Source organism: Candidatus Poriferisocius sp., assembly GCF_965214065.1.
In the GTDB taxonomy this organism is placed as follows: Bacteria; Actinomycetota; Acidimicrobiia; order Acidimicrobiales; family Bin134; genus Poriferisocius.
Map to the genome: position 1 here is coordinate 906,804 of NZ_CBDCAT010000028.1, position 15,785 is coordinate 922,588.

At 64.0% G+C, this 15,785-nt stretch carries 12 protein-coding genes; 11 read left to right on the top strand and 1 reads right to left on the bottom strand.

Annotation, left to right across the window (positions count from 1 at the left end; translation table 11 throughout):
• Positions 1-9: 9 nt before the first annotated feature.
• From ACOOGG_RS15650 to ACOOGG_RS15685, 8 genes are all read left to right on the top strand, one after another.
• On the top strand, positions 10-825 hold the full coding sequence (locus ACOOGG_RS15650) for an SDR family NAD(P)-dependent oxidoreductase (RefSeq protein WP_420436700.1): 816 nt from the start codon (positions 10-12) through the stop codon (positions 823-825).
• On the top strand, positions 825-1,070 hold the full coding sequence (locus ACOOGG_RS15655; protein ID WP_420436702.1) for a NifU family protein: 246 nt from the start codon (positions 825-827) through the stop codon (positions 1,068-1,070). The genes ACOOGG_RS15650 and ACOOGG_RS15655 overlap by 1 nt, the downstream gene beginning before the upstream one ends.
• Positions 1,071-1,155: 85 nt before the next feature.
• Complete coding sequence (locus tag ACOOGG_RS15660; protein ID WP_420436704.1) at positions 1,156-3,000, top strand: hypothetical protein; 1,845 nt, start codon at positions 1,156-1,158, stop codon at positions 2,998-3,000.
• Positions 3,001-3,213: 213 nt separating this feature from the next.
• Positions 3,214-4,296 (top strand): glucose-1-phosphate thymidylyltransferase, encoded by a 1,083-nt coding sequence (locus tag ACOOGG_RS15665; protein ID WP_420436706.1) that lies wholly within the window; start codon positions 3,214-3,216, stop codon positions 4,294-4,296.
• Positions 4,297-4,301: 5 nt separating this feature from the next.
• Complete coding sequence (locus ACOOGG_RS15670) at positions 4,302-4,874, top strand: dTDP-4-dehydrorhamnose 3,5-epimerase family protein (RefSeq protein WP_420436708.1); 573 nt, start codon at positions 4,302-4,304, stop codon at positions 4,872-4,874.
• Complete coding sequence (gene rfbB, locus ACOOGG_RS15675) at positions 4,871-5,833, top strand: dTDP-glucose 4,6-dehydratase (protein WP_420436710.1); 963 nt, start codon at positions 4,871-4,873, stop codon at positions 5,831-5,833. The genes ACOOGG_RS15670 and rfbB overlap by 4 nt, the downstream gene beginning before the upstream one ends.
• A 27-nt stretch (positions 5,834-5,860) precedes the next feature.
• Entirely contained in the window at positions 5,861-6,706 is an 846-nt protein-coding gene (gene rfbD, locus ACOOGG_RS15680; RefSeq protein WP_420436712.1) for a dTDP-4-dehydrorhamnose reductase, read from the top strand.
• 139 nt (positions 6,707-6,845) lie between these two features.
• Complete coding sequence (locus ACOOGG_RS15685) at positions 6,846-7,367, top strand: hypothetical protein (protein ID WP_420436714.1); 522 nt, start codon at positions 6,846-6,848, stop codon at positions 7,365-7,367.
• A 63-nt stretch (positions 7,368-7,430) separates the two neighbouring features.
• Here ACOOGG_RS15685 and ACOOGG_RS15690 read toward each other — a convergent pair whose 3' ends face one another.
• Positions 7,431-10,406 (bottom strand): SpoIID/LytB domain-containing protein, encoded by a 2,976-nt coding sequence (locus ACOOGG_RS15690; protein ID WP_420436716.1) that lies wholly within the window; start codon positions 10,404-10,406, stop codon positions 7,431-7,433.
• Positions 10,407-10,621: 215 nt separating this feature from the next.
• Here ACOOGG_RS15690 and ACOOGG_RS15695 point away from each other — a divergent pair, with 215 nt between their 5' ends.
• The 3 genes from ACOOGG_RS15695 to ACOOGG_RS15705 are packed head-to-tail and all read left to right on the top strand — an operon-like array spanning position 10,622 to position 15,773.
• Positions 10,622-13,720: a glycosyltransferase gene (locus ACOOGG_RS15695; RefSeq protein WP_420436718.1), complete on the top strand. Its 3,099-nt coding sequence runs from the start codon at positions 10,622-10,624 to the stop codon at positions 13,718-13,720.
• Positions 13,717-14,544, top strand: coding sequence for an ABC transporter permease (locus ACOOGG_RS15700; protein WP_420436720.1), 828 nt, complete (start codon positions 13,717-13,719; stop codon positions 14,542-14,544). Before ACOOGG_RS15695 ends, ACOOGG_RS15700 begins: the two co-directional genes overlap by 4 nt.
• Entirely contained in the window at positions 14,544-15,773 is a 1,230-nt protein-coding gene (locus tag ACOOGG_RS15705) for an ABC transporter ATP-binding protein (protein ID WP_420436722.1), read from the top strand. Before ACOOGG_RS15700 ends, ACOOGG_RS15705 begins: the two co-directional genes overlap by 1 nt.
• Positions 15,774-15,785 lie beyond the last annotated feature (12 nt).

The window sequence follows — 15,785 nt, forward strand, 5'->3', positions numbered from 1 at the left end:
CAATCGAGGATGAGCGTAGAGATCGACCATTCCGGCAAGGTGGCGCTGGTCACCGGGTCGGGTGCTGGCATCGGCCGGGAGATCGCCTGCTGGATGGCCCAGGCTGGCGCCTCAGTAGCGGTGAACGACGTTCGTGGCGACACTGCCAAACAGACGGTGGCGCTCATCGCAGACGAGGGGGGCACTGCAAAGGCGTTCGTCGCCGACCTGCGAGACGACGCCGCTATCGATCAACTTGTAGCCGATGCGGAGACCTGGGGAGGGCGGCTGGACATCGCGGTGAACAACGTCGGCATGATGGCAGGGCGTTCCCCCACTCGGTTTGTGGATATGGATGGCGCCTTTTGGCGGGATCTCGTCGATCAAAATCTGATTCTGACCGCCTTGTGCGCCCGGGCCGAGGCCCTGGTGATGATGGAGCAGGGTGGTGGGGTGATCATCAATGTCAGCTCAGGGGAGACCACCCGGCCGTCGCCCATGATGTCGAGCTACGCCGCGGCCAAAGCGGCTATAAACCACCTCACCTGGTCAATGGCGGTGGAACTCGGCCCCCACAACATCCGGGTAAACGCCATCGCCCCTGGCACCACCCCCACCGAATTGATAAGAGAAGCCTTCCCCGCCGACCACTACGAGGCCATCGTGGCCGCCACGCCACTGCGCCGGGAGACCCTGCCCGAAGAGCTGGGCCGCCTGTCGGTGTACCTGGCTTCGGACTTGGCCCGCTGCACCACCGGCCAGCTCATTCTGGCCGACGCCGGGGCATTCTTATCTCGAACCCGACCCCCCAACCTCGGACAAGACGCCAGCGAGGAGGCACCGTGATGGATCAAGCTCTGTTAGACGAGGCCGTCGGCGAATTGCGATCCATAGTGGCTCTCGATGGCGGTGACGTGGAGTTGGTATCCGCTGGCGCGGGGACGGTGTCACTGCGCCTCATCCTTGAGGGTGCCGAATGCCGGGAGTGCGTCATGCCCAGGGAGTTCCTCGAGCAGATTGCCCTCGATATGGTGAGCACCCGTCTGGCCGATGTGAGCGCCGTCACCATCGACGATCCTCGAGATGGCTGAGACGGCTGCCAATGGCCCGGGGAGCACTCTCGAGTCCGACTTCGCAGTGGCCGATCTAGATGCCCTGACCAGACGGGTCTGAGGCATGTTCGCCTCGGCCAAGATCGCCAGTGTGGCGGTATTGGCTTGTGTCATAGCGGTGGCGGCCGGGATTGCCGTATTGCAGGTAAGGGACCACCCGCAGTTCTCGCGGGTGGATGAGCCCCAGCATTTCGATTATGCGCTGAAAGCGCCGTCGGCTGGCGTCCGGATCGGTGAGCAATATGGGCTGGAGGCCACGAAGGTGGTGGCCTGTCGGGGGATTGATCTGCCCGGTTGGGAGGCTGGCGCACCGGTGCTGCCCGGGTGCGGCGATCCACAGCCCGACCCGACCCGCTCGCATTCAAACGGGTACAACTCGGCGTACCTCCACCCCCCCGTGTACTACGCGGCCACTGGCTTGGCCGGGGACGCGGTGTTGCGCCTTCCCGGGGTGCACAGCTCCCTAGTGGCGTATCGGCTGGTGGGAGCAGTGTGGCTGTCTGCGGGACTGGCGCTGGTGTGGTATGCGCTGGGATTGGCGAATGTGGGAATGGGGGCCCGGGCGGCGTTGGTCGGTCTGCTGGGGGTGTCGCCCATGGTGGTTCATGCGTCGGCGTTTGTGAACCCCGACGCCACCGCGCTATTGGGAGGTGGGTTGGTGATGTTGGCACTGTTGAAGTACGAGACGGGGCGGTGGTCGTGGTGGGCGGTGCCGATGGCTTCGGCGGTTGCCGTCTGGCTGAGGTTGACGAACTCGGCGGCGGTGGGCGTCCTCGTCGTGTATCTGGGGTTCCGGGTATGGCAGAAGCGAGACCTGGTTCGGGAACGTCTGCTGGTAGCCGGCGTGTCTTCGGCCGCGGCGACGTCGTCGGTGCTGGGCTGGCGATTGTGGCAGGACTTCCGCAAGCTGGACGATGAGGAAGATCTGCCCCTGTATGCCTCCGAGCGCTTCGACCGCTTCCGCTGGGATTCGCTGGATGATCACCTCCGGGCCGTGATTACACCATTTCGCGACCAGTGGATTCCCGATGTTCTGCCCCGCAGCGCTCTTGTGCCGCTGACCGGGATCGCCGACATCGGGTTGCTGGTGTTGCTCGGGGCGGCGGTGGCCTTCACTGCGGCCAAGTCGGCTCATCGCGCCTTGGTGGGCGGCGTGTTCGCGGCCATGGTGGGCATGGGGCTGCTGACCATGCTGGCGAATTACTGGACTCTGTCGCGCGACGCGCCGATTCCAGGTCGGTACGGTCTGGCCATCTTGCCCTTTGCCGCGGTGGCGGCCGCTCCGGTGCTGAGCCGGAATGTCTTGGCCAAGGTGCTGGTGGGAACGCTGGCGCTGGCCACGGCGGGAGCGATGCTGTACGGCGTCTTGCTCCACGGACCCGAACGTGCGGTTGCCGTGCCCCCGGACAGCGATACCGCTCTGGGGGTGTGGTGCTCGACCACTTCGACGTCCTACTTCTGGCGGTGGAACGAAGCGGAAGGCGCATCCTCATATCGCGTGAGTCTTGACGGCTGGTCTTGGGAGGTGCACAAGGGAAATACACTGACCTTGACCAGTCAGCAGCCCAATACCGAAGCGGTGCTGCATGTGCAGGCCGGCAATGCCGACGGCTGGGACGCAGGGCCATCCGGCAGCAGAGCCTGCCGTACCGCCCCGGCTGGTCATCCGAGTATTTCCTGCGTCGCTACCTCCTCGTCGTATACCTGGACTTGGACACCGGTGGACAGCGCCACTCGGTATCGCATCCGATCGGATGAGGCCCACCCGTGGTTTGAGACCCCATCGCTCTCTCACACCAACGACGGCGTCAAACCAAACAAGGAGGCGGTGCTGTATGTGCAGGCAGGCAACGCCCACGGTTGGAATGTGGAAGGCGTGTCGGAGAAGACCTGCCGGACCAAGCCCTGAGAGATCAGAACCCGGGCAATGCCGAATGCGGAAAAGGTAGAGGACTTGGAAGCCGCCAGGACCGTATGCGGAAAAGGTAGAGGACTTGGAAGCCGCCAGGACCGTATGCGGAAAAGGTAGAGGACTTGGAAGCCGCCAGGACCGTGGCGGGACCGAGTCGCCGATCCCCTCAGGCCAAGGACATGTCGCCATGGTGCATACACTGGGCAGCGCATGAAGGGACTCATCTTGTCGGGGGGCGCGGGGACGAGGTTGCGCCCGCTGACCCACACTCGGGCGAAGCAGTTGGTACCCATCGCCAACAAGCCGGTGCTGTTCTACGGCATCGAGGATATGGCCGACGCGGGGATTACCGACATGGCCATCGTGGTAGGTGACACCTGGCAGGAGATCCAAGACGCAGTGGGTGACGGGTCGCGCTTCGGGGTAAGAGTGACCTACATCCGCCAGGATGCTCCATTGGGGCTGGCCCACTGCGTGCTGGTGGCCCGAGGTTTCTTGGGTGACGACTGCTTCGTCATGTATCTGGGCGACAACATGCTGGAGCAGGGGGTGGGCCAGTTCGTCGAGCAGTTTGAACAGGGTCGGGAAAAGGGCGCCAGCCTGAGCCAAGCGCAGATCCTGCTCACCCCTGTTGACAATCCATCGTCGTTCGGAGTGGCTGAGCTCGGTCCCGAAGGCGACGTGGTCAACCTGGTGGAGAAGCCTGCCGACCCGCCCTCCAATCTGGCTCTGGTGGGGGTGTACATATTCGACTCCGCAATCCATGAGGCGGTGGCGGCCATCGAGCCATCGACCCGAGGCGAACTGGAGATCACCGATGCCATCGACTGGCTCATCCAAAACGGCTACCGGGTGAGCCACCAGCTTCTTGATGGCTGGTGGATTGACACCGGCAAAAAAGATCCACTGCTGGAGTGCAATCGGTTGGTGCTCGACACCATGGTTCGGCGGGTGGAGGGCGCGGTAGACGATGCCTCCAGGGTCGAGGGGCGGGTGGTTGTGTCAGAAGGGGCCAAGATCGTCAATTCCACAGTGCGAGGACCAGCGGTCATTGGAGCGAACACCCTAATTGAGAACACCTTCATCGGGCCCTACACCTCCATCGGCGAAGAATGCGTGATCAACGACGCCGAACTGGATCACTCGGTAGTCCTCGAAGGCTGCCGCATTGAGGGGACAAGCCGAATAACCGACTCCTTGATCGGACAGCACGTGCAGGTGACTCGCTCGCCGGAGCGCCGCCAGGCTTCCCGACTCATGCTGGGCGACCATTCCCATCTGGAACTGGGCTAGGAGTTGTGGCCGAAATAGTCCCCTGTGAGGCGATTTCCGGCGCATTCATCGTGTCCCCCGATGTCCACGGTGACGAACGGGGTGTGTTTGTAGAGACCTACCGGCGGGAGTGGATTCCCGGGGTCCGGGAGATGATCCAGGCCAATCGGGGCGACCGACGGGCTGGCTCTGTGGTGGGCCTGCACTACCACCTCCATCAGGCGGACTACTGGTATGTGCCGGTCGGACAGGCCCGAGTGGTGCTTCACGACCTTCGATCTGGCTCGCCCACCGACGGGCACACCGTGGCGCTGCCCCTAGGCACCGAAGCCGACGGAGTCAACCACCACCGGGGGGTGTACATTCCGCCCGGAGTGGCCCACGGGTTTGCCGCATTGTCGGACATGACCATCACCTACCTAGTGGACGGCTACTACAATCCAGACGACGAACTCGGAGTGGCCTGGGACGACCCGGAGGTCGGCGCCGAGTGGGGGGTGGACATCCCCGTCTTGTCGGTGCGGGACCAGTTCAACCCCCGCCGTTCGGACATACCCGACCACCTGATACCCCGGTTCGAGCGGTCGGACTCAAGATGAGGCTGTTCGTCACTGGGGGTGCCGGGTTCATCGGCTCCAACTATGTCCGCTGGGCGTTGTCCCACTCCGATGACACCGTGGTGGTGTACGACGCCCTCACCTACGCTGGCAATCGGGACAACCTTCGGGACCTTGAGGGCGACTGCCGTCTAGCGTTCGTGAAGGGTGACGTGTGCGACCGTGACGGGGTTGCTGGGGCCATGGACGGTTGCGATGCCGTGGTCCATTTCGCGGCCGAAAGCCATGTGGATCGCTCTATTGTCAGCCCCGACGCCTTCGTTCGTACCAACTGCGGCGGCACCAACGTGGTGTGCGACACCGCCCAGCGATTGGAGCTGGACAAGGTGGTCTGCGTCTCGACCGACGAGGTGTACGGATCGATCGATGTGGGATCGTTCACCGAGACCGACCCGCTGGCACCCCGTTCGCCCTACTCGGCGTCCAAAGCCGGGGCCGATCTGATCGCGCTGGCCTATCGGGAGACCTACGGGCTGCCGGTGACTATTACCCGGTCGTCCAACAACTTCGGCCCATACCAGCATCCGGAAAAGGTCATCCCCCTATTCACCACCAACCTGCTGGACGGGCTGGCGGCACCCCTGTACGGCGACGGCAAGAACGTGCGGGACTGGTGTCATGTGGAGGACAATTGCGCGGCCATCGACCGGGTACTGCGCCAAGGGCTGCCGGGGGAGATCTACAACATCGGCGGGGGCAACGAGCTGGCCAATCTCGATTTGGCGGCGCGCCTGGTGGCGCTGTGCGGACGGGACGAGTCGTTTATCCAGCGGGTGGCCGACCGGCTGGGCCACGACCGGCGGTACTCAGTGGACTCTGCCAAAATTCACAAGCTGGGTTGGCGGCCGGCCCGGGAGCTGGATGAGGCTCTGGCCGCCACTGTGGCCTGGTATCGGGACAATCGCTGGTGGTGGGAACCGCTCAAAAGGGCGATGCCGTGAGAGATGCTGGCCGATGAGAGCGGTGTCGTGAGGGTCTTGGTCACCGGCGCCAACGGGCAGCTTGGGAGTGATGTGGTTGCTCGGTACGCCGATTCAGGCCACGAGGTGGTTGCCGCGGGCCGCCGGGAGCTGGATGTTGCCCATCGCGACCAGGTGCTGAGCGTCATCGGTAGCGTAAGCCCCGATGTGGTGGTCAATTGCGCAGCCTTCACTGCGGTGGACGCCTGTGAGACGGACGTCGACCGGGCCTTTCAGATCAACGCCCTGGCGGTGCGACATGTGGCCGAGGCCGCCCGCCGGTTCGGCGCTCACTTGTGCCACGTCTCCACTGACTACGTCTTTTCCGGCGACAAGGGAGAGCCTTATCACGAGTGGGACCGGCCTGATCCTCGGTCGGTATATGGGGCCAGCAAACTTGCTGGCGAACGGGAAGCTGGCGAGGAGGCCACCGTGGTGCGGACTTCGTGGCTGTGCGGTCGCCACGGTTCCAACATGGTGGTGACGGTATTGCAGTTGGCCTCCGAGGGCAGGCCGATGCGGTTTGTGGACGACCAGCGTGGGTCTCCGTCGTTCACTCCTGATGTGGCCGCGGTGATCGAGCGGCTGTGCGTCGACCGCCGCCCGGGGCTGTATCACGTGACGAACCAGGGGTCGGCGTCTTGGTACGAATTCGCCCGGGAGGTCATGGCGGCTGCTGGCCATGACCTCGACCGGGTTACGCCCATCACCACCGCCGATCTGCAACCGCCCCGTCCTGCGACGCGCCCGGCCAACTCGGTGCTGGAGAATAGGGCGCTGGCTCTCGCCGGCCTGGATCGTCCGCCCGATTTCAGAGTGCCGCTGAGAGGTCTGGTGGCTGACCTGTTGGGCTGACTGTCGGCGTTGGGCAGCGCGCTTTGCTCGGCTGGTACCGGTATTCGAACCTTGTGGTCTAGGACGATGTGCACCTGGGATGTGCGATCGAGCGTTGGGTGTGTGTAAGGCTCGTCAACTGTTCGGGGGTTTCTAGATTATGGCGGGGAAGCTGTTGGCGTCGGTGGTAGTTGTCGTGATTGCCGCGGGGCTGGCCGCGACCGCTGGCGCTCCGGTGGCTGGCGGGCAGACGAATCCCTTTGGCGGTGCGTCGGGCTGCGCCATCCTTTTCGGTTTTGCCGCCGAGCCGGTGCCGGTGGTCAAGTCCGCCGATGGGCAGACCGTGCTGGCTTCGGTCAGATGGGGCTACAGCGTCGATAACGACATCTGCCTCTTAATCCTCGATGACCCCGCCCGACAATCCCTCGTCAACACCTACCGCCTGGAATCGTCCTCCTTCACAGCCGTTGCTGCTGGCGGTTTCCACTCGTGCGGCATCAGAATCAACAACACCGTCGAGTGCTGGGGGGCCAATTGGTACGGGCAGGTGAACGTACCCGCGGGCCGATTCGCCGCCGTTTCCGCCGGCTACAGGCATTCCTGTGGGGTCAGAGCCGATGGTGCCGTGGAGTGCTGGGACTGGACTGCCGATCTGCCGGTGGGCGTCGCTCTGGCGTCGTGAGTTCGCCCTGGTTTTGCGATACACCGGGTTTTGGTGGTCGATCTATTGGGCTGTCCAGCAGCGTCAGACCGCTTGGGCCCCGATGTGAGGCTGGCACCCGTCGGCGATCTCTTTCTCGGGTTCGCCCAGCGTCTTCGGGCCTTCAATGCAGGCCACCTCAAAGAGCAAGGTGAACGCGTCGAGATTCTCGAGCACTAGACGCTCCAGGGCTTGCTGGCGGGCGGCGGCTTCTCGGCGGGTTCGGGGGAGCGAGCAGACGTCGGCGATGCCGTCGCCGTTGCTGTCGTAGGCGTAGGTTGTAGGTCCGCCCAGGCTGTGGTTGAAGCAGAAGTCAGGGCCGTCGATGACTCCCGAATAAAACAGCCCGTCTCCAGTTTCGTCGGGCGTTAGGCCGTTGCCGTTGGGCGGTGCCGGGGTGGCCGAATTGGGCTGTGGCGTCGAACCGGTGTTGGATGGCGCGTTGGCTGAGCGCTCCCGGTGCTGCTGACACTCGTCTGCGGGCTCTTTGTCGGGCTCCCCCAGGGTCTCAGGTACCGAGAGGCATTCCTCGGCCAAACGGGCGTTGAAGTCATCTCTGAACCTGGGCAGAAGGGCCATGCGCTCCAGGGCTTGCTGGCGGGCGGCGGCTTCTCGGCGGGTTCGGGGGAGCGAGCAGACATCGGCGATACCGTCGCCGTTGCTGTCATGGGCGTAGGTTGTGGGTCCGCCCAGGCTGCGGTTGAAGCAGAAGTCAGGGCCGTCGATGATCCCCGAATAGAAGAGAGCATCATCGCGCGGTGCCTCCTCTGGCGAGGTGGGTCGGGAGGTGTCGGGTACGAGCGTCTCTTCCGAGAAGCTGAATACGAACTTGGTGGACAGCAATTGCCCCTGCCCGCGTTCCCGGGCCGCGGTGTTGATTCGGCTCTGGAGCCGGCTACCGGTGACGGTGACGGTGCGGCTGGTACCGGTGATCCGTATATCGGCGTCGTCCACTCGGCCCGACGCGCCCGTGCCGCCGGTAATCTCCATGCCTTGGAGCCGTCCCACCGCGGTATCGGGGTGATCATTCAACCACTGGTTGAACTCGCGCACCGTGTAGACCCGCTCCCAGGAGGCGTGAGGGCTGTGCTGGGGATCGAACGGGTCGAGCTTGGCCGGCAGGTAGGGGAGATCGGCGTAGAACACATAGCCGCTGCGCTCGGTGTGGCCGCCGTTGGACGCGGAGTAGAACGCCCGGATCGGTGCCCCCTCATAGACCAGCACCTGGCCTGCCGTGTTGGCGACCGCTTGGAGCCACGTCCCGGCGTCGGCGTGCTTCTCCCGGGTATCGCCCACAAATGCCTGGTCCCAGACGGTGGAGTACAGGTCGAATGGCCTGGTCCACGTGGCGGACGCCCGCCGCTCCAAAAGCGTGGCGGTGGCGTAGCTGCGGGCGGCGATGGCCTGGACTTCGTGGGTGATCAGCGGCCAGTTCATCGGGGTTTCGGCTATGCCCCGCAGATAGTTCTCAATGGAGAGGGAGTCGAGGATGATGTAAAACTCGCTGGACGCTCCGCCGGTGGAGACCAGGTTGATGCGTCCGTGCGAGTAGGAGCGGCCGGTGTTGGAGACGGCCACCGAGGTGCCGGTGCCGAAATTGAGCTGAGCGGTAGATCCCGTGCAACCCGCGCCGCAGACGTCAGTGCCGCCATGGACGATGTGCCAGTGGCCGGCGTGCCGAGTGACGGCCACGGGAGTGCCCTCGGGCACCCGGATGTCGCCTTGGCCGTCGATGGTGATGCGGTTGAGGCCCTCTGGGATCAGCGTGGTGCCGGTGGTGGTGGCGAGCAGGATGCGGATGGCGTCGGTGGGGTGGGTTGGCTCGGGTGGCGGATCGAGTTCCTGTTCAGACAGGTCATCGGTCTCTGGCCCGGGTGACCCGGGGATGGCGTTGTGGGGGTCGGTGAGGTATTTCTCGATGGTGAGGGAGTCGAGTGTTATGTGGAACCGGGTCGGGTTTTGGTCGGTGGCGATGAGGTTGATGCGTCCGTGGGAGTAGGAGCGGCCGGTGTTGGAGACGGCTACGGCGGTGTCGGTGGCGAAGTGGAGTTGGGCGGTCTGGCCGGAGCAGCCGTTGGGGCAGATGTTGATGCCGTTGTAGGAGATGTGCCAGTTGTTGCCGGCTCGGGTGACGGTGATGGGGGCTCCCGGTGGGACTCGGGTCGCGTCCTGGCCGCCGTGGGCGATGTCGGCGTTGTCGATGGTGATGCGGTTGAGGCCCTCGGACACCAGAGTGGTGGTGTCCGCGGTGGCCAGCAGCGCCTGTATTAGATCCTCCGGCTGCTCTTGTTCTGAGGCCGGATCGTTGTGGGGGTCGGTGAGGTATTTCTCGATGGTGAGGGAGTCGAGTGTTATGTGGAACCGGGTCGGGTTTTGGTCGGTGGCGATGAGGTTGATGCGTCCGTGGGAGTAGGAGCGGCCGGTGTTGGAGACGGCTACGGCGGTGTCGGTGGCGAAGTGGAGTTGGGCGGTCTGGCCGGAGCAGCCGTTGGGGCAGATGTTGATGCCGTTGTAGGAGATGTGCCAGTTGTTGCCGGCTCGGGTGACGGTGATGGGGGCTCCCGGTGGGACTCGGGTCGCGTCCTGGCCGCCGTGGGCGATGTCGGCGTTGTCGATGGTGATGCGGTTGAGGCCCTCGGGCACCAGAGTGGTGGTGTCCGCGGTGGCCAGCAAGACCAGTGCCGGATTCTCGGGAGAAGTCGGTGGCGGTGTCGAAGTTGGTTGCGGCGAGAGCGTCGGCGCCGGAGTCGGTTCGGGGTCGGTGCTGGCGGCCGGCCGACCGTAGTTTGCCACCAGCTCGGTACCCTCGTAGTAGAAGCTCAGGATGTCGGGGACGAGATGCCCGGCGAGGGCCCGGGAGTAGGCCCCCCACTGGCTCATGCCCACTCCGTGGCCCCACCCGCTTCCGGCGAAAGTGATCGCCGAGTCGGGGTCGACGATCAGCACGGGCTCGGGATCAGAGCTGTCCTGGGCCGAAGAGGGTGTCGCGGCCAGCATCGATGCCGCGGCGGCGAGAGGCAATGAGGCGGCGAGTAGCGGGGATAAGCGTAGGCGTTTCTTCAACGCCGACCGCTGCCAAAGCATAAAACGTCCAGAACCGGTTGGCCGCCCGCCCGCCAATTGTCCCAGTTTCCGCCCGAGCCATCAAGTACGCACCGATTCCCGGCGGGGGACTCAAGGCTATGGAGGGCCATTCGGGTGAAAGCGAATCCGGGGCGTGCAGGTAGGGTGTCTTAGTGGTTCGTCGTCTTATTGAGCGAGCGCTGCCCCGGAACACCCGCCGTCGGCGGCTGGCTGGCGGGGCAATGGTGATCGTCCGGGAAGCCCGCGACACAGCCAATCGCATCCGAGCCGAGTGGCAACGGCGCCGCATTGATGTCAAGCCCGATGCAGAGCCGCCGAGCGTGGATGGAGAGGAGTTATCCGAGAGTTTTGCGGAGGCACCAGTATCGGGGCCAGAGCCGCCATCCCAACGCCATCCTGCCGGAGTGACTTATCGGGACTGGTGGTGCCGGCTGCCAGCCGATCCGAGCATTCTGGAGGTTCAGCGGCAATCGTATGAAGAATGGCCTCGGCCGTTGAAGGTGTGGGGGCTGGTAGTGGACGATGGTGGCGAGGTAGCCGCAACGGAGGCTTCGCTGCGGGACCAGTCCTGGGGCCTGCTCGAAGTGGTCAGAGTAGAACCGGGTGGACTGGCCGATGAATTCGATCGGCTGTCGCAAAGCAGTCCCAAAGATCTGGTGCTGCTATTGCGGTCTGGCGATCGACTGCGACCCGACGCGGTATTTCAGATTGTGCAGGCTGCGTGGCGAGACCCGTGGTTGGACCTGGTTTACTGGGACGACGACCTGGCTGATCTGGCCGAGGTCTGGGAATGGTACGTCGAAGGCATGCCGGAAGGCGTCTACTTCGATGATGATCTGGAGCGATTGACCCAGCCTCGGCTCAAACCAGAGTGGTCGCCCGATCTCCTATTGTGCGCCAACTACATTGGGCGGGCATTTGCCATTCGGGCCCACAGACTGCAAACCGAAGCCGCTTTGCGCTATCGCGATGCCGGGGTTGATGACGACTCGCTCTGGTGGGATCTGCTCATGGGCTTGGACGTCTCCGATCAGCAGGTGCGCCGTTTGCCCGCGGTTTTGCAGACCGTCGGCAACCGCGATCACCGCGTCGAACCGCACCATCTGGACCTGGTGAACCGATGGCTGCTGCACAAGGGCTGGCCCGCTCGGGCCGAAGCGGGGGACAGCGGTGTCAACTTGGTGTGGACGCCCAATCAGACCGTGCCCGTCAGCGTGATAATCGCCACCCGCCACAACCGAGACCTCCTAGAGGGGGCGTTTGATTTGATCCGCTCGGCCGGCCATCCGGACTTGGAGCTCGTCATTGTGGACAACGGAGGGTACAGCGCGGAAAACGAGGTGTGGTATAAGGCTCAGGTTGCGGATCTGAGCCCCGAAATAGTCTGGTGGGATGAGCCGTTCAACTACTCGGCGGTAAACAATCGGGCTGCCGAGCAGGCTACTGGCGAAGTGCTGGTGTTCTTGAACGATGACACCTCGCCTGGCCATCCCGGATGGCTCGGTAATCTCATCGGTTGGGCCAATCGCCCCGAGATCGGTGTGGCTGGCCTCCAGCTTCTCGATGAGGAGGGGCTCATCCAGTTCGGGGGGGTGATTATTGGGATGAACGGCCTAGCCGGCCACCTATTCCAGGGCATGGCCCCGCACTCCGACAGCCTCATAGGGCCGACTGATTGGACCCGCAACACAATGGCGGCGACCGGGGCCTGTTTGGCCGTGCGTCGGTCGGTTTTCGAGGAAATAGGAGGGTTCGACGAGCATTTGGAGCTGTGCGGCAGCGACGTTGTGCTCGGGTTGCGGGCCCGTCAGGCCGGCTATCGCAATGTGGTTTCCGCAGCCACTCCGGTCGCTCATAAGGAGTCGGCCACCCGGGGCCAGCATGTGCCCGCGAACGACGTGTTCGCCAGCTATTGGTCCTACCAGCGGTGGCTGATGGGAGGCGACCCCTACTTCTCGCCGAACCTGAGCCCGGATCACTCCGAGCCGGTAATTCACTGTGAGGAGAATCCGGGCGTGCTCAAGCAGCTCACCGAGATGCTGGGACGGCCCATGGAGGTCTTCTACCAGCGCAACGAGGCGGGAGAGGCCCACGCCTTGGCGTTCGCGTCCGAGGCCGACCGGGAACTCGCCGAGGCGGTACACCAGGGCCATCGGGCCGTCCTGGGTCGGCAAGATGTGCGCACCGTCAACTGGTTCGTGCCCGAGTTCCAGAACCCGTTCTATGGGGGCATTCACACCGTGTTCCGGCTGGCCGACCACTTGGCCATCCACCATGGTGTGGAGAATCGGTTCATTGTGATGACCGGCCCCAAAGACCACGACGAGCGGTGGTATCGGTCGGGAATCTCTGCCGCCTTCCGGTCGCTGGCCGACAGCCCGATCAGCCACCACGATTCCTTCAATTTTGACCCTGCTGTCATTCCCACGGCCGATGCAGCCATCGCCACCATGTGGACCACCGCGTACTTCACAGCCCGCACCCCTGGCCAGACCCGCCGCTTCTACATGATCCAGGACTTCGAGCCCATGTTCTACCCGGCAGGCACTCTTTACGCGCTGGCAGAGCACAGTTACCGCCTGGGGCTATACGGCCTGTGCAACACCGGCCACTTGGCCGACATCTATCGGGACCGATACAGCGGAGTGGCCAGCCATTTCTGGCCCGCAGTCGACGGGGGGGTATTCCACGCCCGCGGCCGCATCGAATCCGATCCCGACCGGCCGGTGACCGTGTTCATATATTCCCGCCCCGGACATCTGCGGAACTGCTGGGAGCTGGCCGCTCGAGCTGTGCGCCTGGTGAAGGACGCGCTAGCCGACGATGTACGCATCGTGACCGCCGGATCGTGGGCCTTTCCCGAGCACATGGACGCCCTCATAACCCACATGGGCCAGCTCGACTACCGGGATACTGGCCCGCTTTATCGCACTTGCGACATCGGAGTGGCCCTCACCACCTCTGAGCACCCTTCCTATCTGCCGCTGGAGCTGATGGCCTGCGGCACCGCAGTGGTGACGTTCGAGAACCCCGCGGGAGACTGGCTGCTGCGCCACGATCACAACTGCATGCAATCGCCTCAGACCGCCGACGGGCTGGCCGCGGAGATCATCGCCTTGGCCCAGGATCCGGCCCGCCGCTGGCGGTTGGCCGAGCAAGGCTTGGCCGACATCGCCGCTCGCCACGCCCGCTGGGATCAGAACCTGTCTGGGGTGTACGGGTATCTGTGCGACCCCGAAGGGCAGCGATGAGGGCATTGACCGACCGAGGCAGTGTCCTTGAGATCTGGGGCTACCGGGAATTAATCGGTCGGCTCGTACAGCGGGAGCTCGGGTCGCGCTATAAGCGGTCGGTGCTGGGCTGGCTGTGGTCGATGCTAAATCCAGCGGCCACGCTGGCCATATACGCCCTGGTTTTCGGCGTGCTGTTGAAGTTCGACCCTCCTCGAGCAGGCAATGGCCGCTTCGACAACTTTGCCCTTTACCTGTTTTGTGCCTTGGTCATGTGGAACGCCTTCTACGGGGTGATCACCGGGGCGATGAGTGCTCTGCTGGACCTTGGGTCACTACTGGGCAAGGTGTATTTCCCCCCCGAGGCGCCCGCGGTAGCCGCCCTGGTCACCGTGCTCTTCCAAGCAGCCATTGAAGCGTCCATCCTGATGCTGATCCTCATTTGCCTGGTCAACGTGAGCTGGACCTTCCTTCTGTGGCCGCTGCTGTTGGTGCTGTTGACTGTCTTCGCTTTGGGGATTGGTCTGGTGCTCAGCGTGTGGAACGTGCGTTATCGCGACGTGGGCTATCTGGCCACCATCGCCCTTCAGTTCCTCTTCTACGTAACGCCGATCGTCTACCCGCTGTCACTGATCCCTGAGCGAGCCATGGGGATGCCGGTACGCGACATCATCCGGCTGAATCCCCTTTCCCAGTTCACTGAGGCCTCTCGCGAGCTTCTCTACGGGCTGGACTGGCCCGGTCTGCTTCGATTGGGCCTCATGGCTGTGATCTCGCTGGCGGTGGGTGCGACAGGTTGGGTGATGTTCAAAGGCCGAACCCGCGATATCGCCGAGGAGCTGTAGTGGCGGGCGACAACGCAGTGGTGGTCGAAGGCGTCTCCAAGTGCTTCCGGCTGACCACAGACCGGCCTCTCAGTCTGAAGGAAGCCTGGACGGGCCTGCGCCCCGGGTCGGGCCGACGCTTTCGCCGGATCAGCAGCGAGCCGTTCTGGGCGCTCCGAGATGTGAGCCTGGAAGTGCCCCGCGGGTCGATGTATGGGCTGGTGGGGCGCAATGGATCGGGCAAGTCAAGCCTGCTGCGGATCATGGCCGGCATCTATCGCCCTACCGCGGGCCGGATTGAGGCTAAAGGTCGGACATCGGCTCTTTTGGAGCTGGGAGCGGGGTTCCACCCGGCGCTGAGCGGACGGGAGAATATCTATCTCAATGCCTCGGTGTTGGGGGTGCCCAAAGCCCAGATCGACGAACGGGTAGAGCAGATCATCGAGTTCGCCGGTCTGGAAGAGTTCATTGACAGCCCGGTGAAGATTTATTCCAGTGGAATGTACGTTCGGCTCGGCTTCGCCGTGGCCGTCCACGTCGACCCCGAAATACTTATCGTCGACGAGGTGGTGGCCGTGGGCGACGAGGAATTCCAGCTCCGCTGCTTCAGCCACCTGGAGTCGCTGAGGGCCCATGGCGTGACCATCGTGTTGGTGAGCCACGACTTGGGGATGCTGCGAGCCAACTGCGATCAGATGGCATGGCTGAATCGGGGCCTTCTGGCCGCGGCGGGTGATCCGCAGGACGTGGTCAACGCCTACCTCGACACCATCGACACCGAGGGGGCGGCCTCGGTGGGCCACCGCCCCCGGCCCGATGACGAGGGGGATACGCCGCTGCGCATCACGAATCTGGAGTTCTTTGACGGAGCCGGCCATCGCCCCAAGTCGTTTGCATCCGGCGACCCGCTGATCGTCCGCGTCCACTACTTCGCCTCCGAGCCCATCGAAGACCCGGTCTTCTCGCTGGGGTTCTATGACCACAACAACCTCCATCTGGCCGGACCTCGCTCCCATGTCGATGGGTTCCGCCCCGGAAAGGTGGAAGGCGAAAGCTGGGTGGAGTTTCGCCTGTCTCGCATTCCGTTCCGCACGGGGGCGTTTCACGTCAATGCCGCGGTGCAGGATTCCGATGCCTCGTTCCTCTACGACCGCCGGGCTCGGGAGTTCTGGCTGCAAGTCTCCGGAGAGCCCGACCCTCAGGCCAATGGGCTCTTCAACCTGGAGGGCAACTGGCAGGCCGGTAACTGAGGCTTGGATGCA